Raw genomic sequence first — 20,308 nt, 5'->3', positions numbered from 1 at the left:
CGCCTTGCAGCTGTACGCGCCAGACCCCGCTCGGGCCGGTCAGGACGAACCGTCGGTCACAGCCAGCCTGATCCAAACGACAGGCCCTAGCCCCGGAGCGGCACGCGACGGGCGACGACAGGGGAAGACCCGGTACCGTCGGGGACACTGGGTAACCAACACACCCGCCCCGGAGGGGACTTCGTGGGGATCGAGAGTGATCAGCTCGTCTTCGACTATCTGAGCCGGGTCGGCGACCTGGCCCAGCAGCGGCAGCTGCCGTCCGCGACGCGGATGCGGCTCGTGTCGGAGCTGCGCGGCGAGATCGACCGCCGCCGGGCGAAAGCGCCGGTCGACACCCCCGCGTCCGTCCGCCGCATCCTCACCCGCCTCGGCACCCCGGACGAGGTCGTCGCCACCGCCGCCGACGGGGCCACGGGCAGCGGCCCCGCCGCGGACGAGCCGGATACCCGCGCCCCCGTCCCCGCCCAGCGCGCCCGCCCGCAGCGCACCCACGACAAGCGCGAGCGCCCGGCCGACGACCGCCTCCGCGGCCTGCGCCGCGTCGTCCCGCGCCCGCGCCCCGCGGAACCGGAACCGGAACCCGCCGAAGCACCCCGCGACGCCCCGTCCCCGCCGCACCTGGCCGGCACCCACGAACTGGGCGACAGCGCCACGCAGCCCGACTGGTGGCGGGTGGACGGCACCACGTTCGGCCCGGGCGAGAGCGTCCCCGGATTCGTCGGCGGCGTGGAGATCCCCGAGATACTCAAACCACCGCCGGGGAAACCCGAACCCACCGACGCGGACCCGGCCGCAGCCCTCCCGGGCCAGACCCGCACCCCGGCCGCGACGGAGCAGGACGTGGAGGCCGCGCCCGCCCGCCGTCGCCGCCTGCCCCGGCTCGCCGGCCGCCGCAACCCGCTGCTGCTGCTCGCCGCCGCCCTTCTCGTCACGGGCGCCGCCCTCGGCAACTGGATCGCCCTCGGTCTCGGCTGGCTCATCGCCTACACCTCACGCCGGCTGACCCCCGCCGAGACGAAATGGGCGGTCCTCGTGCTGCCGGGCCTCGCCGCCACGGCCGGAATCGGCTGGCTCTGGGGGCGCACGGAGGGCCGCTGGGGCGATCCCGTCGCCGACGGCCACCTGGGCGACGCGATGGCCGGCACCTGGCCCTGGGTGGTCCGCGGCGCCGCCGTCACCTCGGCGCTCTACCTGGCCTGGCGTTCCCAGCGCCCGCGGTAGCGGCGGAATCCGGAGGACCCCCTCCGACGGGCTCGGCACAATGGCCCATATGACTTCGCGCCCGCCGACCGTCGGCTTCGACCTGGACATGACCCTGATCGACTCCCGCCCCGGCATCCACGCCTGCTACCGGGCACTCTCCGCCCGGACGGGGACGTACATCGACTGCGACCTGGTCGTCACCCGGCTCGGGCCGCCGCTCGAGGACGAGCTCGCGAACTGGTTCCCGGCCGAGCGGGTCGCCGCCGTCGCCGACCTCTACCGTGAGATGTATCCCACACACGCCATCACCGGCTCGCCCGCGATGCCCGGCGCCCGCGACGCCGTCGACGCCGTACGGGCGGCGGGCGGCCGCGCCGTCGTCGTCACCGCCAAGTGGGAGCCCAACGCCAAGCTGCACCTCGAACACCTGCGCATCGACGCGGACGCGGTCGTCGGCAACCTGTGGGCCGAACAGAAGGCGGACGCGCTGCGCGAGCACGGCGCCAGCGTCTACGTCGGCGACCACACCGGCGACGTCCGCGGCGCGCGCCGCGCGGACGCGTACTCCGTCGCCGTCGCGACCGGGCCCTGCGACGCGGCGGAGCTGACCGCGGCGGGCGCCGACGTCGTCCTCGCGGACCTCACCGAGTTCCCGGCGTGGCTGAGGAGCCACACGGCGGACTGAGACCGCGCGGGTTCGCCTTCGCTCCGGACCGCCCCCGCTACGGCTGCCGCGCGGCGCGGGCCCGGCGGCGCCCCGCCGCGAGCGACTGGAACACCCCGCCCCCGGCCATCAGGAACCCGACGCCCATCAGCATGCTCAAGCCGAACATGTACGTCGGAAGAGGCGTCGTGCCGAGCAGCAGCGGGGCCACGGTGACCAAAGTGGCCACGGCCCCGACGAAGAAGACGATCGCACCGGCACGGATCAGCCAGTCACCGGGCTCGGCGGAATTCGCTTGGGTTTTGTCACGCACCCGACCAGGGTAGTTCCCAGCGCAGAGGAACCGTCCGGCGACGTCTTGTCACCGGCCCCGGGACCATTAGCCTTGGTACCGGCGGGTCCGACGACCCGCTGTAGTGCTGTCCGGGCCGGTTTCCGGGCAGTTGCCCGCGCAGTTGTCCCTGCAGTTTTCCGAGCATTTCCCGACGAGTACGAGGACGAGGACAGACGGTGCCCACCGGCAAGGTCAAATGGTTCAACAGTGAGAAGGGCTTCGGCTTTCTCTCCCGGGACGACGGCGGCGACGTCTTCGTCCATTCCTCGGTCCTGCCCGCCGGAGTCGACGCTCTCAAGCCGGGCCAGCGTGTGGAGTTCGGCGTCGTCGCCGGTCAGCGCGGCGACCAGGCGCTCTCGGTGACGGTCCTGGACCCCACCCCCTCCGTCGCCGCCGCGCAGCGCCGCAAGCCGGACGAACTGGCGTCCATCGTCCAGGATCTGACGACGCTCCTGGAGAACATCACGCCGATGCTGGAGAAGGGCCGCTACCCCGACAAGGCCTCCGGTCACAAGATCGCCGGCCTGCTGCGCGCGGTCGCCGACCAGCTGGACGTGTAGCCCCGCCCCGTCCGGCCGGCTCCCGGCCGGTCAGCTCACGGGAAGTCCAGCGCGTCCGGGCCGAGGGGCGGCACCAGTCCCTCGGCCGCCGCTCGCGTGAGCAGCCCGCGGACCGCGGCGTAGCCGTCCTCGCCGAGGTCGGCCGTGAACTCGTTTACGTACAGGCCGATGTGCTGGTCCGCGACGGCCGGGTCCATCTCCTGGGCGTGTTCCAGGACGTAGGGACGGGAGGCCTGCGGGTCGTCCCAGGCGGCGCGGACCGAGGCGCGCGCCGAGTCGGCGAGCCGGCGCAGCCGCTCCTCGCCCAGCGACCGCCTGGCGATGATCGCGCCCAGCGGGATCGGCAGACCCGTGGTCCGCTCCCAGTACTCGCCCAGGTCGGCGAGCTTGTGCAGCCCGTAGTTCTGGTACGTGAACCGGGCCTCGTGGATGACCAGTCCCGCGTCGACCTTCCCGTCCCGTACGGCGGGCATGATCTCGTGGAACGGCATGACGACGATCTCGCCGACCCCGCCGGGCACCGTGTCCGCCGCCCACAGCCGGAACAGCAGGTACGCCGTCGACGTCTCGCTGGGCACGGCGACCGTGCGGCCGGTGAGTTCCCCGGGTTCGCGGGTCAGCACCAGGGGGCCGCAGCCCCGCCCGAGCGCGCCGCCGCACGGCAGCAGCGCGTACGTGTCGAGTACGTACGGCAGCACGGCGTACGACACCTTCAGCACGTCGAGTTCGCCGCGCTCGGCCATGCCGTTGGTGAGGTCGATGTCCGCGAAGGTCACGTCGAGCGGCGGGGCGCCCGGGACGCGGCCGTGGGCCCAGGCGTCGAAGACGAAGGTGTCGTTCGGGCAGGGCGAGTAGGCGATCCGCAGGGGCGTGGCGGGTGCGGCGGACTCAGTGGGCGCGGTCATGTCGGTTCCAACTCTCCAGTACGGGCGCGAGCTTCCCGAAGGCCTCGGTCAGGGCCGCGAGGGCGTCCCCGATGCGCCAGGCGGCACGGTCGCGCGGGCCGACGGGATTGGAGACGGCGCGTATCTCCAGTACGGGCACGCCGTGCAGGGCGGCGGCCTCCGCGACGCCGAACCCCTCCATCGCCTCGGCGAGGGCGCGGGGGTGCCGGCCGCGCAGTTCGGCGGCGCGGGCAGCGGTCCCGGTCACGGTGGAGACGGTCAGTACGGTGCCGGTGGCCGCGCCGGTGGCGGCCGCGGCGTCCCGTACGAGTGCTTGTGGCGGACGGTGGGTGACGGTCCCGAAGCCGAGTGCGGTGACGGGGACGAAACCGTCCGCGGTGTCCGCGCCCAGATCGGCCGCGGTGATCTCGTCGGCGACGACGAGCGAGCCGACGGGTGCGCCGGGCTGGAAGCCGCCGGCGATGCCCGCGCAGACGACGAGGTCGTACGGGGCTCCGGCGAGCGTGGCCGCGGTGAGGGCGCCGGCGGTGGAGGCGGCGGCCAGGGCGGGACCGACGCCGGCGGCGAGCAGGTCGTGGCCCGGCGCCCGGCGCAGGGTCACCCCGGGGAGTGGGACGTCGTGCAGCGGGGCCGGGTGGCCCCGGAGCGTGAACGCCCGGGCCACCGCGTCCCGTTCGGCGGGGACCGCGGTGGCCACCAGGACACGTGCGTGAGACGTGCCCGGGAACTGTTCGGCGGACGTGATCAGGCGTCCTTCTTCAGCTTGAACGACCACAGGCCGGTCACCGACTTGTCGTCGCCCTGCTGGACGGAGATCAGCGTCGAGTTGCCGCTCGCGCCGTACTGCTCGTTGAAGAACACGCTGCCGGGAATCGTGCGGTAGGTCTTCTTGCTGGAGTCGGTCAGCGGGCGGCCGTTCATCAGGATCGTCCAGCCCTTGTCGGCGACGTCCGGGTCGACACCGAAGCGCACGGTCTCGTCGGGGTCGACCTTGATGGTCTTGATGTCCTTGGACTTCAGGCACTTCGCCAGCTCGGAGGTCTTCACCGTCTTGCCGTCGCCGTAGCAGTCGGTCTCGGAGCTCACCGAGTTCTTGCCCACCGTGACGGTGGTCAGCGGCGTCGGCTTGTCACAGGCGGACAGGGCGAGAAGCCCGGCGGATACGGCGCCGACGGCGGCGACGGCGCGGCGGCGGCGCGCAGCGGAACGCAGGGAGGTCATGGCCGAAGGCTATCGGGCACGTCCACCGGTCTCCCCACGTGGGGTGCGGCGTGCCGCGGGGAGCCGCACGCGCGCTGTCCACGTTCTGGCCGGTGGCACCCCGTGACCGGGTGCCGGGTGCCCGCGCCGCCGTGGGGGCGGTGCCGTTCACGCGACCGGGTGCCGGGTGCCCGCGCCGCCGTGCCGGGCCGCGCCGAGCAGTCCCCGCACCGTGGTGAGCCAGCCGACGGCGACGATCGCGGCCGCCACGCTGAGGCCGAGCGTGCCGTTCAGCGGCAGCAGGATGCCGATCGCGCCGCCGATCACCCACGCCACCTGCAACAGCGTCTCGGACCGCGCGAACGCAGACGTACGGACCAGCTCCGGGACGTCCCGCTGGATCAGCGCGTCCAGGGACAGCTTGGCGAGGGCCTGCGCGAACCCGGCCACCGCGGCCAGACACGCGACCAGGACCGCTCCGAAGAACACCGCAGCGGTGATCGCCGCCCCCAGCACGAACGCCACCACCGTCACGATGATGACCTCGGGAGCGCGCGATTTCAGCCAGGCGCCGACCGCGGTGCCGAGCGCGTTGCCCGCGCCCGCGGACACGCCGACGATCCCCAGCGAGACCGCCGCGCTCTCGCCGGTGAGCGGGTGTTCGCGCAGCAGGAACGCCAGGAAGAAGATCAGGAACCCGGACAGGCAGCGCAGGGCGGCGTTGGCGGCGAGCGCGTGCGTGACGGCCGTGCCGACCGTGCGCAGCCCGGGGCGGCGCCCCGTCTTCCGCAGGTGGGGTCCGTGCAGGTGCTCCTCGTCCGACGCCAGCAGCGCCTTGTCCTCGCCTCTCGCCGAGTCGACCTTGGGCGGCAGTGAGAACGACAGGAACATGCCCGCGATGAAGATCACGAAGGCGCCGTACAGCGGCCAGCGCGCGCCGAGCGCCTGCAGGCCCGCCCCGATCGGCGCGGCGACCCCGGTGGCCAGCAGTCCGCCGAGGGTGACCCGCGAGTTGGCCTTCACCAGCGAGAAGCCGGGTGGCAGCAGCCGGGGCACCACGGCGCTGCGCACCACGCCGTACGCCTTCGAGGAGACCAGTACGCCGAGCGCCGCGGGATACAGCTCGATGCTGCCGGTCACCACCGCGCCCGACAGGAGCAGCGCGAGCAGTGCCCGGGCGCCCATCGCGCCGGCCATGGCGGCGCGGCGGCCGTGCGGCACGCGGTCAAGGAGCGGGCCGATCACCGGTGCGAGCAGGGTGAAGGGCGCCATGGTGATGGCGAGGTAGAGGGCGACGCGGCCGCGGGCCTCGTCCGTGGGGACCGAGAAGAACACGGTGGAGGCCAGGGCTACGGTGATCATGACGTCGCCCGCGCCGTTCACCGCGTGCAGTTCGATCAGTTTGCCGAGGCCGGACTCGCCCGCGCCGTGCGCGTGCGTCGCCTTGCGGATGCCGCGGGCCGTTCCCGTCACGGGGAAGTGCAGGGCACGGCCGACCGCGCGGACGGACCCGCTCATCCGGCCCGGTCCGCCACTTCGGATGTTCCCCTTGGTCGCACCGGTTCCGGCGGTTCCCTGGGGCGACCTCGCGGCTGCCACCCCGTCATAGTGCCCCGAGAACGGCGAAGGTAGCGCGGTTACCGCGCGTATGGGCCTGTACGGCGGTCCGCGGGCGCCGCGCTCCGGCGGGGGCGGAGGGCGTACAGGCCCGGAAACAGGGCGGTGTGGGGCCTGCTGCGGGGCCGCGGCGGGGCGGGAGCGGGCCGGAAGAATTGGTGCCGGGACGGGGCGGGAGGAGGGTGCGGGCGTGCTGGAGAACGGGGCCGGAGGCGGGTGCGGGGTACGCGGGGTGGGCCGGCCCGCGCCAACCCGGCCGCACGCCGGTGTGGGCCCAGGGGCCGGGAGAAGGTAGCGTGCGTAGCGCGCCTGCGGCGGTTGTTCTCGGCCGCGCGCCTCTCGGCCATCCCGCAGAATGGATGGCGTAGGTGCGCCCGAGTGCGACTGGGCGCGGACGTCGACGCGGCCCTTCGGTCCGCTCCGTCCGCACCTCCGCCGGGTACCGGCGCACCCGTGACGGCGTAGGAGAGAAGCGATACCTGTGAGCGCGACAACGCGAAGCCGCACCCCCGACCGTCTGTGCGCCGAGGCCGTGGGTCTCGCCCGTGCCGCCGCCGAGGAGGCCGCCGCACCGGGCGTCGTCGGTGAGCATGTGGGGCTGGTCTCCGAGGGGGACCGCGTTGTCACCCACTTCTTCGAGTGCGAGGACTGGGGATACCGCGGGTGGCGCTGGGCCGTCACCGTGGCGCGGGCCTCCCGGGCCAAGGTCGTGACGCTGGACGAGACGGTGCTGCTGCCCGGCTCGGACGCGCTGCTCGCGCCGGAGTGGGTGCCGTGGAGCGAGCGGCTGCGGCCCGGGGACATGGGCCCGGGGGATCTGCTGCCCACGGAGGCGGACGATCTGCGGCTGGAGCCCGGGTTCTCCGGTGAGGACGAGCCGCTGCCGAACTCGGTGGTCTCGGACGAGATGGCGGAGCTGGTCGAGGCGGAGGATGCGGAGGTCGCGGGCGGGGCGCCCGTGAGCCTGCCGGTGGTTCCCGCGCGCGGTTCGATCACGTCGGTGGCGGAGGAGCTGGGGCTGCGGCGGGCGCGGGTGCTGTCCCGGTACGGGCTGCATGTCGCCGCCGATCGCTGGGAGGAGGCCTACGGGCCGAAGACCGCGATGGCGCAGGCGGCGCCGGCGGCGTGCGTCAGCTGTGGCTTCCTGAACCGGATCGGCGGCTCGCTCGGTCAGGCGTTCGGGGTCTGTGCGAATGAGTTCTCGCCGGCGGACGGGCGGGTCGTGTCGCTGGCGTACGGGTGCGGGGGGCATTCGGAGGCTGCGGTGATGCCGAAGCCGCCGCGGCCGGCTCCGCCGGTGATCGACGAGACGCGGGTGGATCCGTTCCCGCTTCGGCCGGCGCCGGACTCCGGGTCGGTGCCGGTGGCCGCGGACGACACTTCGGCGGAGCTCGGGCACTCCTAGGTTCAGGGTCCACGGTGCCCGGCCCGGGGCGCCTTGGCTCCGGTGGGTGGGTCGGGGCCGCGCCGGTACATCCGCCCGTTGCATGTCGGGCGTGTACGTGGGTTGCGGGGGTGGGCCGGGGCCTTCTGCCCGACCTGCAACGGGCATCTGATGTACCGGCACGGCCCCTTCGGTGCGAGGGCGGGTGCGGGTGCGTGGGGGTTGCCGTCCCGGTCTCGGCTGCGGCGCCGGGTGTCACCCAAGTGTCGGTGGTGACCTCGGGGGTAGGGCGTCAGGACGAGCTGGACGCCGGACGGGGTGACCGCGTCGGCGCGGTACCTTCGAGCGGCGGCCGGCCCCGCGCTCGCGGCCGCGCCACACGAGAGGGAGAGTGAACCGTGAGCAAGTTCGTGCGGCCGGCAGCCGAGGGTGCGGACCCGTTCGGGACCGCGCGCCTGCGGCGCGGAGTGCTGGACGCCTGGGCCACCAGCGCGGCCCGCTTCCGTGAGGACGCCAACGCCGAGGAGGACCTCGCCCTCGGCGGCTACCGGGACAGACTCGTCGTCGAGCTCGCGCAGAACGCCGCCGACGCCGCGGCCAGGGCGGGAACGCCGGGACGCCTGCGGCTCACCCTCCGCGACGGGGTGCTCGCCGCCGCCAACACCGGCGCCCCCCTCGACGCGACCGGCGTCGAGTCGCTCTCCACGCTGCGCGCCTCCGCCAAGCGGGACGCGCACGACACCGCCGTCGGCCGCTTCGGCGTCGGCTTCGCCGCCGTTCTCGCGGTGACCGACGAGCCGGCCGTCCTCGGCCGGCACGGCGGGGTCCGCTGGTCCCTGGCCGAGGCCCGTGAGCTGGCGGGGGAGACGGCCCGGCACAGCCCGGGTCTCGGCGACGAGATCCGCCGCCGGGACGGCCATGTGCCGCTGCTGCGGCTCCCGTTCGCCGCCGAGGGTTCCGCCCCTGACCCGTACGACACCGTCGTCGTCCTGCCGCTGCGCGACGCCGCCGCCGAGGACCTCGCCGAGCGGCTGCTGCGGGGCATCGACGACGCGCTGCTGCTCGCCCTGCCCGGCCTCGCGGAGGTCGTCGTCGAGACCGGCGACGGGGACGTCCGGACCCTGCGGCGCCATGCCGACGAGGACGGTGTCACCGTCGAGGACTCCCGCGACGGCACCACCCGCTGGCGTACCGTCGCCCGCAACGGCGGCCTGGATCCCGCGCTGCTGGCCGACCGCCCCGTCGAGGAGCGGCTGCGTCCGCACTGGTCGGTGACCTGGGCGGTGCCGGTCGACTCCGACGGCAGCCCGGCCCGCCCCCGCACCAGCCCCGTCGTGCACGCGCCGACGCCCAGCGACGAGCCCCTCGGCGTCCCCGCGCTGCTCATCGCCTCCCTCCCGCTCGACACCACCCGGCGGCACGCCGCCCCCGGCCCGCTGACCGGCTTCCTGGTGGAGCGGGCGGCGGACGCGTACGCCGAACTCCTCGCCGCCTGGCGCCCGGTGGGCCCCGGGATCATCGACCTCGTGCCGGGCCCGCTCGGCAAGGGCGAGCTGGACGGGGCCCTGCGGCAGGCGATCCTCGACCGGCTGCCGCGCACCGCCTTCCTGCCGCCCGCGGTCGAGACGGACGTTGCGGAGTCCCCGGCCGACTGGGCCGATCCGGGTGGCGAGGAGATCGCGGCGCCTGCCGTCGCACTGCGGCCCCGGGACGCCGAGGTCGTCGAGGGCGCGGGCGCCGACACCGTGCGTGTACTCGCCGAGGTGCTGCCCAGCCTGCTGCCGGCCGGCCTCGAACGCCGGGTGGAACTGCGCACGCTGGGTGTGGCCCGGGTGCCGCTCACGGAGGCCGTGGACCGGCTGGCGGGTCTGGAGAAGGATCCCGGCTGGTGGCGGCGGCTCTACGACAGTCTGGCGGGCGTCGACCCGGACCGGCTCTCGGGACTTCCCGTGCCGCTCGCGGACGGCCGGACGACCATCGGGCCCCGCCAGGTACTGCTGCCGTCCGGCGGCGGGGCGCAGGTGGCTCCCGAGGCGCTGGCGCGGCTGGGGCTCAAGGTCGCCCACCCGGACGCCGCCCACCCGCTGCTGGAGAAGCTCGGCGCGCTGCCCGCCACGCCCCGCGCCGTCCTCACCACTCCCCAGGTGCGTGCCGCGGTGGCCGCGTCGCTGGACGACGAGGGGGGCTGGGATCTGGCGGGCCCGGACGCCGAGGAGCTGGCCGAGACCGTGCTCGCGCTCGTCCGCGACGCCGCTCTCGACCCCGGCGACGAGCCGTGGCTGGGTGCCCTCGCCCTGCCCGACGAGGACGGCGAACTGGCGCCCGCCGGTGAACTGGTCCTGCCGGGAAGTCCGTTCGCCCAGGTCATGCGTGAGGGCGAACTCGCCTTCGTGGACGCCGAACTCGCCGGGCGCTGGGGCGAGCAGCCGCTCGCGGCGTGCGGTGTGCTCGCCGGTTTCGCGCTGGTCCGCGCCACCGACGTGGTGCTGGACCCGGACGAACTGGAGCCGCGCGACGGCGACTTCGCCGAGCCGGACGACGCCGGGCTGCTCGACGCCGTCGACGTGTGGTGCGAGGACGTCCTGGACCAGCTGCCCGACACGCCCGTGCCGCCGGTCGCCACCGAGCTCGTCGCCGTACGGGATCTGGACCTGGTGGACGACGAGCGCTGGCCGCAGGCGCTGGCCCTGCTCTCGCGGCCGCCGTTGCGGGACGCGCTCACCCAGCCGGTGCGGATCCTGCTGCCGGACGGCACCCACGAGATCGTGCGGCCGTACACCGCCTGGTGGCTGCGTGGTCACCCGGTGCTCGACGGGCGCCGTCCCGCGGGTCTGCGGTCCGCGGGCGGCGACCCGCTGCTGCACGGCCTGTACGACGAGGCCGACGCGAGCGGCTTCGACGACGAGCAGGTCCTGCGGGCGCTGGGGGTACGGACGTCGGTGGCGGCCCTGCTCGACGAGCCGGGCGGTGCGGCCGAGCTGCTCGACCGGCTCGCCGACCCGGAGCGCGAGGTGTCCGCCGCCCAGCTGCACGCCCTCTACGGCGCTCTTGCCGAGCTGGACCCGGAGAAGGTGACGCTGCCGGAGGAACTGCGGGCCGTCGTCGACGGGCGGGTGACGGTCGTGGACGCGGCGGACGCGGTGGTCGTCGACTCGCCCGATCTGCTGCCCTTCACGGCCGGCATGCCGCTGCTGCCCGTCCGGCCGGCCCTGGCCGCCGAACTCGCCGAGCTGTTCCAGGTACGGCGGCTGAGCGAGTCGGTGACCGGTGAGGTGACGTCGGAGGGGACCGAGCACGACGTGCCGGAGTCCGTGCGGGTGCTGCTCGGTCCGTCCGCACCGGCGTCGTACGTCGAGCACGGGGAGCTGGTGGTCGACGGCACGGAACTGGACTGGCGGCGCACCCGGGACGGGGTGCTGCACGCGTCCACCCTGGAGGGCGTCGCGGCCGGACTCGCCTGGGCGGCCCGCCAGTGGCCGCGGCGCTTCGAGGTGGCGGCGCTGCTGGAGGATCCGTCCCGCACGGACGAGTTGGCGCGGGACCGCTGGTTCGACTGAGGTGGTCGGGGGACGGGGCCGCACGGGGATCCTCCGGTGCGGCCCCGTCCCCGCGCGCTTCTGTGATCTTGGTCATGCGCGCGTAAAAACTTCACGTCTCGTACAACTATTCGTTGCCCCCGCGGATCTGATCATCGGAGTCAACAGACTCACACCGCCGTGGGCCCCGCGTGAAGATGACAACCGCAGGGCCCCTTTCTCCACATGGGGAACGCATGCGCTTTCGTGCCACCGTGGCCGCCGTCTCCGGCGCCCTGGCCCTGTCCGCCCTCGCCGTGCCCGCCGCACAGGCGAGCGGACCCTCGTACGACCACGACGACCTCGTGAAGGCCGCGCAGCTCGCGCGGCAGGCCGCCGCCGGGAAGACCGCGTTCACCGGGGCCACCCCTGCGGACGGCGAGCCGTACCTCCTGGACCTGTCCTTCTCGAACGTGAAGGTCAACGGCGGCAAGCCGATCGTCGCCGGCACCAGCAAGGAGGTGACCGCTCCGGTCACCTACACCGTCACGCACGGCGCCGACGTCGACATCACCGCCGACGACTTCCTGATGGACGTCGAGATCTACCGCGGCTCGTACGACGACCCGGCCAACGTCCTGGTCGACAGCGACTGGCCGTCCTGCACCGAGACGTCCACCACCACCGCCACCTGCACGACCACCATCGACATCTTCCCGGACGTCGAGCTGGCCAACGCCGACGCCGCCTCGTGGAAGGCCCTCGGCTACGCGATCGCCCTCAACGGCGTGGACATGGACGACGAGAACGCCGACTGGAGCAAGGTCGGCCTCGCCGAGCAGGACGCCCTCGCCACGACGAAGCTCCAGCGCTACTCCAAGCTCACCGTCAACGCCTCCCCGGAGCCCGTCAAGAAGGGCCGGACCATCACGGTCACCGGCGCCCTGACCCGCGCCAACTGGGAGACGCACAAGTACGCCGGTTACAACGCCCAGTCCGTCCAGCTCCAGTTCCGCAAGAAGGGCTCGGACACCTACACCACGGTCAAGTCGGTGACCTCGTCCTCCACGGGCGCCCTGAAGACGACCGTCACCGCCGCCACCGACGGCTACTTCCGCTACAACTTCGCGGGCACCTCGACCACCCCGGCCGTCAAGGCCACGGGTGACTACGTCGACGTGCAGTAAATCCTGACTCCCGCGAGGGAGTTCACGCCGGGAAGCGGCGGTCGACCCATTTCCACAGGAACTCCAGGACGACCGCCGCCACCGCCGCGATGCCCACGGCCATCCAGGGCACCATCGAGCCCACCAGCTTCAGCGCGAAGAAGTGCTGGAGCCCGGGCACGACGAGCACCAGCACGAAGGCCCCCGCCATCGCCGCCACCAGGCAGACCCGCCACCAGGTGTAGGGCCGGGCGATGATCGCCAGCACCCACATGGAGATCAGGAAGAGCGTCAGGGTCGCCGCACTCGTCTCCGCGGCCAGCGCGTCCTCCCCGCGGTAGTGGTGGCGGGCGATCAGATACGTCACGAAGGTGGCGACCGCGGCCAGCACCCCGCCCGGGATCGAGTACCGCATCACGCGCCGGACGAAGTGGGGTCTGGCCCGCTCCCCGTTCGGGGCGAGCGCGAGGAAGAACGCCGGCACGCCGATCGTCAGGGTCGAGAGCAGCGTCAGGTGGCGCGGCAGGAACGGGTACTCCACCTGCCAGCACACCACCAGCACCGCCAGCAGCACCGAGTAGACCGTCTTCACCAGGAAGAGCGTCGCGACCCGGGTGATGTTGCCGATGACCCGGCGCCCCTCCGCCACCACCGAGGGAAGCGTCGCGAAGCTGTTGTCGAGCAGCACGATCTGCGCCACGGCCCGGGTCGCCTCCGAACCGGAGCCCATGCTCACCCCGATGTCGGCGTCCTTGAGCGCCAGCACGTCGTTCACGCCGTCCCCGGTCATCGCCACCGTGTGGCCGCGTGACTGGAGCGCGCCGACCATCTCGCGCTTCTGCTGCGGGGTGACCCGCCCGAACACCGTGCCCTCGTCGAGCGCCTCCGCCATCCGTTCGCGCTCCGCCGGGAGCAGGCGCGCGTCCACCGTCTCGCCGCTGAGCCCCAGCTTCGCGGCCACCGCGCCGACGGAGACCGCGTTGTCGCCGGAGATCACCTTGGCCCGTACGTCCTGCTCGGCGAAGTACCGCAGCGTGTCCGCCGCGTCCGGGCGCAGCCGCTGCTCCAGCACGACCAGGGCCGTGGGCCGCACGCCCTCCGTGACCCGGGCGTCCTCGAGATCGCGTGAGGTCCGGACGAGCAGCAGCACCCGCAGCCCCTGCTCGTTGAGCCGCTCCGTCTCCTCGAGCGCCGGATCCTTCGGGGACAGCAGCACGTCCGGGGCGCCGAGCAGCCAGGTGCTGCTCCCGCCGTCGCCCTCGCTGAAGGCCGCGCCGCTGTACTTGCGGGCCGAGGAGAAGGGCAGCGACTCGGTGCAGCGCCACTCCCCGCTGTCCGGGTAGGCGGCGACGACGGCCCGCAGGGAGGCGTTCGGGCGCGGGTCGGACTCGCCGAGCGCGCCGAGCACCTTGCGCAGGTACACCTCGTCGCTGTCGCCCAGCGGACGCAGCTCGGTGACGTCCATGCCGCCCTCGGTGAGCGTGCCCGTCTTGTCGAGGCAGACGGTGTCGACGCGGGCGAGGCCCTCGATCGCCGGCAGCTCCTGGACCAGGCACTGCTTGCGGCCGAGCCGGATGACGCCGATCGCGAAGGCGACGGAGGTCAGCAGGACGAGCCCCTCCGGCACCATCGGCACGATGCCGCCGACCGTGCGCGCGACGGAGCCCTTGAAGTCGTTCTGCTTGACCACCAGCTGGCTGACGACGAGCCCGAGCGCCGTCGGGATCATCATCCACGTCACGTACTTGAGGATCGTGGAGATGCCGCTGCGCAGCTCGGAGTGGACCAGCGTGAAGCGGGACGCCTCCTCGGCCAGCTGGACGGCGTACGCCTCCCGGCCCACCTTCGTCGCCGTGAACGCGCCGCCGCCCGCGACCACGAAGCTGCCTGACATCACCTGGTCGCCCGCGTGCTTGGCGACGGGGTCGGCCTCACCGGTGAGCAGGGACTCGTCGATCTCCAGGCCCTCGGCCTCCACGCAGGTGCCGTCCACGACGATCTTGTCGCCGGGCCCGATCTCGATGACGTCGCCCAGCACGATCCGCGAGACGCTGACCTCGGCGGCCACCCCGTCCCGGCGGACCGTCGGTCTCGCCTCGCCGATCACCGCGAGGGAGTCCAGGGTCTTCTTGGCCCGCCACTCCTGGACGATGCCGATGCCGGTGTTCGCGAAGATCACGTAGCCGAAGAGGCTGTCCTGGAACGGCGCCACGAACAGCATGACCAGCCAGAGCACCCCGATGATCGCGTTGAACCGGGTGAGGACGTTGGCCCGGACGATCTCCCGCAGTGAGCGGCTGCTGCGCACGGGGACGTCGTTCACCTCGCCGCGCGCGACCCGCTCGGCCACCTCGGCGGCGCTCAGCCCCCGTGCCCGTCCGGGCGGGGGCACGGGATGCACCGGGTCGAGTTCGGCGCCCGCGTCTATGTGCGTCATGGACTCGACGGTACGTGCGGACATACGGCTTCACCCGCCGAGTGCGCCAAAGATCCGACCGGGGGAGGACGGTGCCGCCGCCGAGTGCTGCCGTGGGCGTACGGGGGCCGGCTACTCCGCGGGAGCGGCGTCGCGGGCGGCGGCCTCCCGCTTGATGGCCGCGTCGCGCCTGCGGACGTACCAGATGCCGATCAGGCCGAGTCCGGCTCCCGCCAGGCACGTCCACACCCACCAGGTGTGCCCGTGCTCGTCGAACCAGCCGTAGAAGGGGAGCTGCACCAGGAAGAGGACGAACCAGAGGATCGTGCCGCCCGTGATGGTGGCGACGACGGGCCCCTCCAGGGGCTCCGGCGCCTCGTGCTTGGGGGTCCACTTGGCCATGGGCACAGCTTACGAGCATGCCCGGCGGGCTCGGCCGGGACCGGTCCCGGCCGGCGCGGAACCGGCGCTTCCCCTGTACACCAGGGGTCTACGCGCGGAGATAGCGATTTCCGCCTCATATGTTCATACTGAAACGGCTTGATGCTGGCTCTTTCTGTTCGTACGAAACTCCAACAGAAACGTCGACGAAACCTTCTGGTGATCAGCTGACGGCCAGACTCGGTCACGTTCCGCCGCGCGAACCCTTCCTCCATCCGGCTCGCCCGGTGCCCGTCCTGGCCCTCCGAGGCCCCGCACGTATGAGGTCCCGCATGTCCCCGTCGGCCACGACCACGGCCCCCACACCGGAGAAGCAGCCGTCCCCGCGGCCCGCGCACGGTGCACTCGACCGCTACTTCAAGATCTCCGAACGGGGCTCGACCCTGGGGCGTGAGGTCCGCGGCGGTCTCGCCACCTTCTTCGCGATGGCCTACATCATCGTGCTCAACCCGATCATCCTGGGCAGCGCGAAGGACATGTACGGGCACCACCTCGACAACGGCCAGCTGGTCACCGCGACCGCCCTGACCGCGGCCTTCACCACGCTGCTCATGGGTGTCATCGGCAACGTCCCGATCGCGCTCGCCGCCGGACTCGGGGTGAACACGGTCGTCGCTCTCCAGCTCGCACCCCGCATGTCGTGGCCGGACGCCATGGGCATGGTCGTCCTCGCGGGCTTCGTCGTGATGCTGCTGGTCGCCACCGGTCTGCGCGAGCGGGTCATGAGCGCGGTGCCGCTCGGCCTGCGCAAGGGCATCGCGATCGGCATCGGCCTGTTCATCATGCTGATCGGCCTGGTCGACTCCGGGTTCGTCTCGCGCATCCCGGACGTCGCGCAGACCACCGTGCCCCTCCAGCTCGGCGCCGACGGCCACCTCAACGGCTGGCCCGTCCTGGTCTTCGTCCTCGGCACACTGCTCACCCTCGCGCTGATCGTGCGCAAGGTGCCGGGCGCGATCCTCATCTCGATCGTCGCGATGACCGTCCTCGCGGTGATCGTCAACGCCGTCGCCGAGATCCCGTCCTGGGGTCTGACCACCCCGAAGTGGCCCGGCAACCCGGTCGCCACCCCGGACTTCGGCCTGGTCGGCAAGGTCAGCCTCTTCGGGGGCTTCGAGAAGGTCGGCGTGCTGACCGGCGTCCTGTTCGTCTTCACGGTCCTGCTGTCGTGCTTCTTCGACGCGATGGGCACGATCATGGGCGTCAGCGACGAGGCCAAGCTGACCGACGCCGAGGGCAACATGCCCGGCATCAACAAGGTCCTCTTCGTCGACGGCATCGCGGTCGCCGCGGGCGGCGCCAGCTCCTCCTCGGCCACCACCTGCTTCGTGGAGTCCACCGCCGGCGTCGGCGAGGGCGCGCGCACCGGGTTCGCGAACGTCGTCACCGGCCTGCTCTTCGCCGTCGCGCTGTTCCTGACCCCGATCGCCACGATGGTCCCGTCCCAGGCGGCCACCCCGGCGCTGCTCGCGGTCGGCTTCCTGATCCTGTCCCACTCGATCAAGGACATCGACTGGGCGGACTACACGATCGCGATCCCGGCGTTCGTGACGATGCTGATGATGCCGTTCACGTACTCGATCACGAACGGCATCGGCATGGGCTTCATCACCTTCGTGGTGCTGCGCCTCGCGGTCGGCCGGGCCCGGGAGATCCCGGTCGCGATGTACGTCGTGGCGGCGGTGTTCGGCTTCTACTACCTGATGCCGGCGCTCGGGCTGACCTGACCGGCACCGCTCCCGCGCGGCGGCGGGGTCCCCGTGACCCCGTCCCCGCGCGGCGGCGGGGTCACGTGACCCCGTAGAACTTCTCCGTCTCTTCGACGGCGGTCTGGAACCGCTCGTCGAAGTCGTCGCGAACGAGCGTCCGGACGACATAGTCCTGGACGCTCATTCCTCTTCTGGCGGCGTGATGCCGGAGCCGGTCGAGCAGCTCCCCGTCCATCCGCAGGCTGAGCACGCTGGTCCCCATGCGGACGAGAGTCGCGGCACACCCCGGGTGCGGGGGCCGGTTTTCGTACTCGGCTCACTCGTACGAGTGACTCATGGGCTCAGTGGTCCGTTTCGCGGGTCATCAGGTGGTCTTTAGTCAGGGTAATGAGTTACGCTAAAGAACATGCCTGACCTCCCCCATGGCGACGACGCTGCCGCCGTGAACTCCCTGCGTTCCGCCGTGATGCGCCTGTCGCGCCGGCTCAAGCACCAGCGGGTCGACGAGTCGCTGAGCCCCACCGAGATGTCGGTGCTCGGCACCCTCGCCCGCTGCGGCTCGGCCACCCCGGGCGAGCTGGCCCGCAAGGAGCACGTCCAGCCGCCCTCGATGACCCGCATCGTCGCGCTGCTCGAAGCCAAGGGACTGGTCAGGCTGGAGCCGCATCCCGAGGACCGGCGCCAGAAGGTCGTCACGCAGACCGAGCAGGCCGAGGCCATGCTCGAGGAGAGCCGCCGCCGGCGGAACGCGTGGCTGGCAGGACTGGTCGCCGCTCTCGACGAGGACGAGCGCGCCAAGCTCCGCGCCGCCGCTCCCGTCCTGGAGAAGCTCGCGCATCTGTGACCCGCCGCATCCGCCGGCCGCCGACGTCGAACCACCCCGCCCGAGGAGGCGAACGCTGTTGAGTTCGGGACCCGGAGCAGACTCCGCCCCCGCACCAGCCACCCACGACACCCCGCCCGACCCAGGGACCGCCAGGTCCTCGATGTTCAGCTCGCTGAGGATCCGCAACTACCGCCTGTTCTTCACCGGCCAGGTCGTCTCCAACACCGGCACCTGGATGCAGCGCATCGCCCAGGACTGGCTGGTGCTCAGCCTCACCGGCTCCTCCGCCGCGGTCGGCATCACCACCGCGCTCCAGTTCCTGCCCATGCTGCTCTTCGGGCTGTACGGCGGCGTCCTGGTCGACCGGCTGCCCAAGCGCCCGGTCCTGCTGGCCACCCAGACGGCCATGGGCCTCACCGGCCTCGCCCTCGCCTTCCTGACCCTCTCCGGACACGTCCAGGTCTGGCACGTCTACGTGGCGGCCTTCGCCGTCGGCCTCGCCACCGTCGTCGACAACCCGGCCCGCCAGTCCTTCGTCGCCGAGATGGTCGGCCCCGGCCAGTTGCAGAACGCGGTCAGCCTGAACTCCGCGAACTTCCAGTCCGCCCGCCTGGTCGGTCCCGCCGTCGCGGGCCTGATGATCACCGGCGTGGGCACCGGCTGGGCGTTCCTGTGCAACGGCCTGTCCTTCGTCGCACCGGTCGTAAGCCTCCTGCTCATGCGCGGCCGCGACCTGCACCAGGCCCGGCGCACCCCACGCGGCAAGGGCCAGCTCCGCGAGGGCCTCAGCTATGTGGCGAGCCGCCCGGAGCTGATCTGGCCGATCGTCCTCGTCGGCTTCATCGGCACCTTCGGCTTCAACTTCCCGGTCTGGCTCTCCGCCTACGCCGACGACGTCTTCCACGCGGGCGCCGGTGCCTACAGCCTCTTCAACACCCTGATGGCGCTCGGCTCCCTGGCCGGCGCGCTGCTCGCCGCCCGCCGCGGCACGGCCCGGCTGCGCGTGCTGAGCGGCGCGGCCCTGGCCTTCGGCGTGCTGGAGGTGGCGGCGGCCCTCGCCCCGTCCCTGTGGCTCTTCTCCCTGCTCATGGTCCCGATCGGCGTCTTCGGCCTGACCGTCAACGTCACCGCGAACACGGCGGTCCAGATGGCCACCGACCCCGCCATGCGCGGCCGGGTCATGGCGCTGTTCATGATGGTCTTCATGGGCGGTACGCCGCTGGGCGCGCCCCTCGTCGGCTGGGTCACGGACGCCTACGGCCCGCGCGTCGGCTTCGCGCTCGGCGGGGTGGTGTCGGCGCTCGCCGCGGCCACCGTGGGACTGGTCCTGGCCCGCGTCGGCGGGCTGCGCCTGTCCGTCGGCTGGCACCGCGGCCACCCCCAGGTCCGCTTCGTACCGAAGGAGCGGCTCACCGCGGCCGCGTGAGCCCTCCGCCGCGGACGCCTGCCGTCACGGACGCCCTCCGCCACGGACGCCCGCCGCCACGGACGCCCTCCGCCACGGACGCCCGCCCGGCCGTGCCGCCGGGCCTCACCTTTCTGGGCCAGGGCCCGCCGGGCGAGGCGGCGTCCACGGCGGGGGCCGCTCGCCAGGTGATCCGTTCCCTGCCAGGGTGACGGCATGAGACTCTTCGCGGCGGTGCTGCCACCCGAGGACGCGCTGCGGGAACTCGCCGCCGCCGTGGACGGGTTGCGGCGGCTGCCCGGCGCGGACACGCTGCGCTGGACCGGCCGCCCCGGCTGGCACTTCACCCTCGCCTTCTACGGCGAGGTGGCGGACGACATCCTCCCGGAGCTCTCCGAGCGGCTGGCGCGCGCCGCCCGCCGCACCGAGCCGTTCCCGCTCGCCCTGCGCGGCGGCGGCCACTTCGGCGGCCGGGCGCTGTGGGCGGGCGCCGCGGGGGACGTCGGCGCGCTGCGGCTGCTGGCCGAGCGGGCCGCAGCCGCGGCCAGGAAGGCGGGCGTGCCGACGGAGGAGCACCGCCGGTACCGGCCGCATCTGACGGTGGCCCGCAGCCGCGGCACGGCCGACCTCGGCCCCTGCGTCACCGCCCTGGACGCCTTCGCCGGACGGGAGTGGACGGTGGGCGAGCTGAGCCTCGTCCGCAGCAACCTGCCGGTGTCGGGGGCGCCGGGGGAGCAGCCGCGGTACGAGACGGTCGCCCGGTGGCCCCTGGGAAAGCGCGGCTGAAGCCCCGGCGGGGGCGGGCGGCTGAGGCGCGCCGGCGGCGGCCGGATAACCTCGACCCCCCGCCGGACGGGAGTGGACCGTGGGCGAGCTGAGCCTCGTCCGCAGCAACCTGCCGGTGTCGGGGGCGCCGGGGGAGCAGCCGCGGTACGAGACGGTCGCCCGGTGGCCCCTGGG

Annotated in this window: 18 protein-coding genes and 1 pseudogene; 11 read left to right on the top strand and 8 right to left on the bottom strand. The window is 73.1% G+C overall.

Annotated elements, in window-relative coordinates; translation table 11 throughout:
- Nucleotides 1-183 precede the first annotated feature (183 nt).
- Together AC069T_RS37365 and AC069T_RS37360 are read left to right on the top strand one after the other, a co-directional pair.
- Entirely contained in the window at nt 184-1,224 is a 1,041-nt protein-coding gene (locus tag AC069T_RS37365; protein ID WP_478786980.1) for a hypothetical protein, read from the top strand.
- A 40-nt stretch (nt 1,225-1,264) separates the two neighbouring features.
- Nucleotides 1,265-1,891 (top strand): HAD family hydrolase, encoded by a 627-nt coding sequence (locus AC069T_RS37360; RefSeq protein ID WP_478786979.1) that lies wholly within the window; start codon nt 1,265-1,267, stop codon nt 1,889-1,891.
- Nucleotides 1,892-1,928: 37 nt separating this feature from the next.
- Here AC069T_RS37360 and AC069T_RS37355 read toward each other — a convergent pair whose 3' ends face one another.
- Nucleotides 1,929-2,183, bottom strand: coding sequence for a hypothetical protein (locus AC069T_RS37355; RefSeq protein WP_478786978.1), 255 nt, complete (start codon nt 2,181-2,183; stop codon nt 1,929-1,931).
- 197 nt (nt 2,184-2,380) lie between these two features.
- Here AC069T_RS37355 and AC069T_RS37350 point away from each other — a divergent pair, with 197 nt between their 5' ends.
- A complete protein-coding gene (locus tag AC069T_RS37350) occupies nt 2,381-2,764 on the top strand; it encodes a cold-shock protein (protein WP_358854300.1) in 384 nt (127 codons plus the stop codon).
- A 35-nt stretch (nt 2,765-2,799) separates the two neighbouring features.
- Here the strand turns inward: AC069T_RS37350 and AC069T_RS37345 are convergent, their stop codons facing one another.
- From AC069T_RS37345 to AC069T_RS37330, 4 genes are all read right to left on the bottom strand, one after another.
- The gene (locus AC069T_RS37345; protein ID WP_478786977.1) at nt 2,800-3,669 is read right to left on the bottom strand and encodes a 1,4-dihydroxy-6-naphthoate synthase; all 870 of its coding nucleotides are present in this window, start codon (nt 3,667-3,669) and stop codon (nt 2,800-2,802) included.
- A complete protein-coding gene (locus AC069T_RS37340; protein ID WP_478786976.1) occupies nt 3,653-4,366 on the bottom strand; it encodes a futalosine hydrolase in 714 nt (237 codons plus the stop codon). Before AC069T_RS37340 ends, AC069T_RS37345 begins: the two co-directional genes overlap by 17 nt.
- A 47-nt stretch (nt 4,367-4,413) precedes the next feature.
- Entirely contained in the window at nt 4,414-4,890 is a 477-nt protein-coding gene (locus tag AC069T_RS37335; protein WP_478786975.1) for a DUF2771 domain-containing protein, read from the bottom strand.
- A 147-nt stretch (nt 4,891-5,037) separates the two neighbouring features.
- On the bottom strand, nt 5,038-6,468 hold the full coding sequence (locus tag AC069T_RS37330) for an MFS transporter (RefSeq protein WP_478786974.1): 1,431 nt from the start codon (nt 6,466-6,468) through the stop codon (nt 5,038-5,040).
- Between the two features lie 499 nt (nt 6,469-6,967).
- Here AC069T_RS37330 and AC069T_RS37325 point away from each other — a divergent pair, with 499 nt between their 5' ends.
- From AC069T_RS37325 to AC069T_RS37315, 3 genes are all read left to right on the top strand, one after another.
- The gene (locus AC069T_RS37325; RefSeq protein WP_478786973.1) at nt 6,968-7,891 is read left to right on the top strand and encodes a DUF3027 domain-containing protein; all 924 of its coding nucleotides are present in this window, start codon (nt 6,968-6,970) and stop codon (nt 7,889-7,891) included.
- 377 nt (nt 7,892-8,268) lie between these two features.
- On the top strand, nt 8,269-11,427 hold the full coding sequence (locus AC069T_RS37320) for a sacsin N-terminal ATP-binding-like domain-containing protein (protein WP_478786972.1): 3,159 nt from the start codon (nt 8,269-8,271) through the stop codon (nt 11,425-11,427).
- A gap of 215 nt (nt 11,428-11,642) precedes the next feature.
- A complete protein-coding gene (locus AC069T_RS37315) occupies nt 11,643-12,572 on the top strand; it encodes a hypothetical protein (protein WP_478786971.1) in 930 nt (309 codons plus the stop codon).
- Between the two features lie 22 nt (nt 12,573-12,594).
- On the opposite strand, the gene AC069T_RS37310 is transcribed toward AC069T_RS37315, so the two are convergent.
- Together AC069T_RS37310 and AC069T_RS37305 are read right to left on the bottom strand one after the other, a co-directional pair.
- On the bottom strand, nt 12,595-14,988 hold the full coding sequence (locus AC069T_RS37310) for an HAD-IC family P-type ATPase (RefSeq protein WP_478786970.1): 2,394 nt from the start codon (nt 14,986-14,988) through the stop codon (nt 12,595-12,597).
- Nucleotides 14,989-15,099: 111 nt separating this feature from the next.
- Complete coding sequence (locus tag AC069T_RS37305) at nt 15,100-15,369, bottom strand: DUF2530 domain-containing protein (protein ID WP_358854308.1); 270 nt, start codon at nt 15,367-15,369, stop codon at nt 15,100-15,102.
- 311 nt (nt 15,370-15,680) lie between these two features.
- Between AC069T_RS37305 and AC069T_RS37300 the strand changes: the two genes are divergently transcribed.
- On the top strand, nt 15,681-17,135 hold the full coding sequence (locus tag AC069T_RS37300) for an NCS2 family permease (protein ID WP_478786969.1): 1,455 nt from the start codon (nt 15,681-15,683) through the stop codon (nt 17,133-17,135).
- A gap of 61 nt (nt 17,136-17,196) precedes the next feature.
- On the opposite strand, the gene AC069T_RS37295 is transcribed toward AC069T_RS37300, so the two are convergent.
- Nucleotides 17,197-17,379 (bottom strand): ribbon-helix-helix protein, CopG family, encoded by a 183-nt coding sequence (locus AC069T_RS37295; protein ID WP_358853978.1) that lies wholly within the window; start codon nt 17,377-17,379, stop codon nt 17,197-17,199.
- A gap of 144 nt (nt 17,380-17,523) precedes the next feature.
- On the opposite strand from AC069T_RS37295, the gene AC069T_RS37290 reads away from it, so the two are divergent.
- The 4 genes and pseudogenes from AC069T_RS37290 to AC069T_RS37275 form a co-directional block, all read left to right on the top strand.
- A complete protein-coding gene (locus tag AC069T_RS37290) occupies nt 17,524-17,961 on the top strand; it encodes a MarR family winged helix-turn-helix transcriptional regulator (protein ID WP_358853977.1) in 438 nt (145 codons plus the stop codon).
- A gap of 142 nt (nt 17,962-18,103) precedes the next feature.
- Complete coding sequence (locus AC069T_RS37285; protein WP_478786968.1) at nt 18,104-19,369, top strand: MFS transporter; 1,266 nt, start codon at nt 18,104-18,106, stop codon at nt 19,367-19,369.
- 195 nt (nt 19,370-19,564) lie between these two features.
- Complete coding sequence (gene thpR, locus AC069T_RS37280; protein ID WP_478786967.1) at nt 19,565-20,134, top strand: RNA 2',3'-cyclic phosphodiesterase; 570 nt, start codon at nt 19,565-19,567, stop codon at nt 20,132-20,134.
- Nucleotides 20,135-20,198: 64 nt separating this feature from the next.
- A pseudogene (locus tag AC069T_RS37275) lies at nt 20,199-20,308 on the top strand (RNA 2',3'-cyclic phosphodiesterase); the annotation flags it as partial.

It is taken from the genome of Streptomyces sp. NPDC043867 (assembly GCF_056435845.1).
The sequence above is the reverse complement of the archived record's forward strand: the minus strand, read 5'-3'. Positions and strand labels throughout refer to the sequence as shown.

Coding starts and splice junctions, on each gene's coding strand:
- AC069T_RS37360 (WP_478786979.1), top strand. CDS start 1,265: ATGGCCCATATGACTTCGCGCCCGCCGACCGTCGGCTTCGACCTGGAC.
- AC069T_RS37345 (WP_478786977.1), bottom strand. CDS start 3,669: ATGACCGCGCCCACTGAGTCCGCCGCACCCGCCACGCCCCTGCGGATC.
- AC069T_RS37335 (WP_478786975.1), bottom strand. CDS start 4,890: ATGACCTCCCTGCGTTCCGCTGCGCGCCGCCGCCGCGCCGTCGCCGCC.
- AC069T_RS37315 (WP_478786971.1), top strand. CDS start 11,643: ATGCGCTTTCGTGCCACCGTGGCCGCCGTCTCCGGCGCCCTGGCCCTG.
- AC069T_RS37310 (WP_478786970.1), bottom strand. CDS start 14,988: ATGACGCACATAGACGCGGGCGCCGAACTCGACCCGGTGCATCCCGTG.
- AC069T_RS37305 (WP_358854308.1), bottom strand. CDS start 15,369: ATGGCCAAGTGGACCCCCAAGCACGAGGCGCCGGAGCCCCTGGAGGGG.
- AC069T_RS37300 (WP_478786969.1), top strand. CDS start 15,681: ATGTCCCCGTCGGCCACGACCACGGCCCCCACACCGGAGAAGCAGCCG.
- AC069T_RS37295 (WP_358853978.1), bottom strand. CDS start 17,379: ATGGGGACCAGCGTGCTCAGCCTGCGGATGGACGGGGAGCTGCTCGAC.
- AC069T_RS37290 (WP_358853977.1), top strand. CDS start 17,524: ATGCCTGACCTCCCCCATGGCGACGACGCTGCCGCCGTGAACTCCCTG.
- AC069T_RS37285 (WP_478786968.1), top strand. CDS start 18,104: ATGTTCAGCTCGCTGAGGATCCGCAACTACCGCCTGTTCTTCACCGGC.
- thpR (WP_478786967.1), top strand. CDS start 19,565: ATGAGACTCTTCGCGGCGGTGCTGCCACCCGAGGACGCGCTGCGGGAA.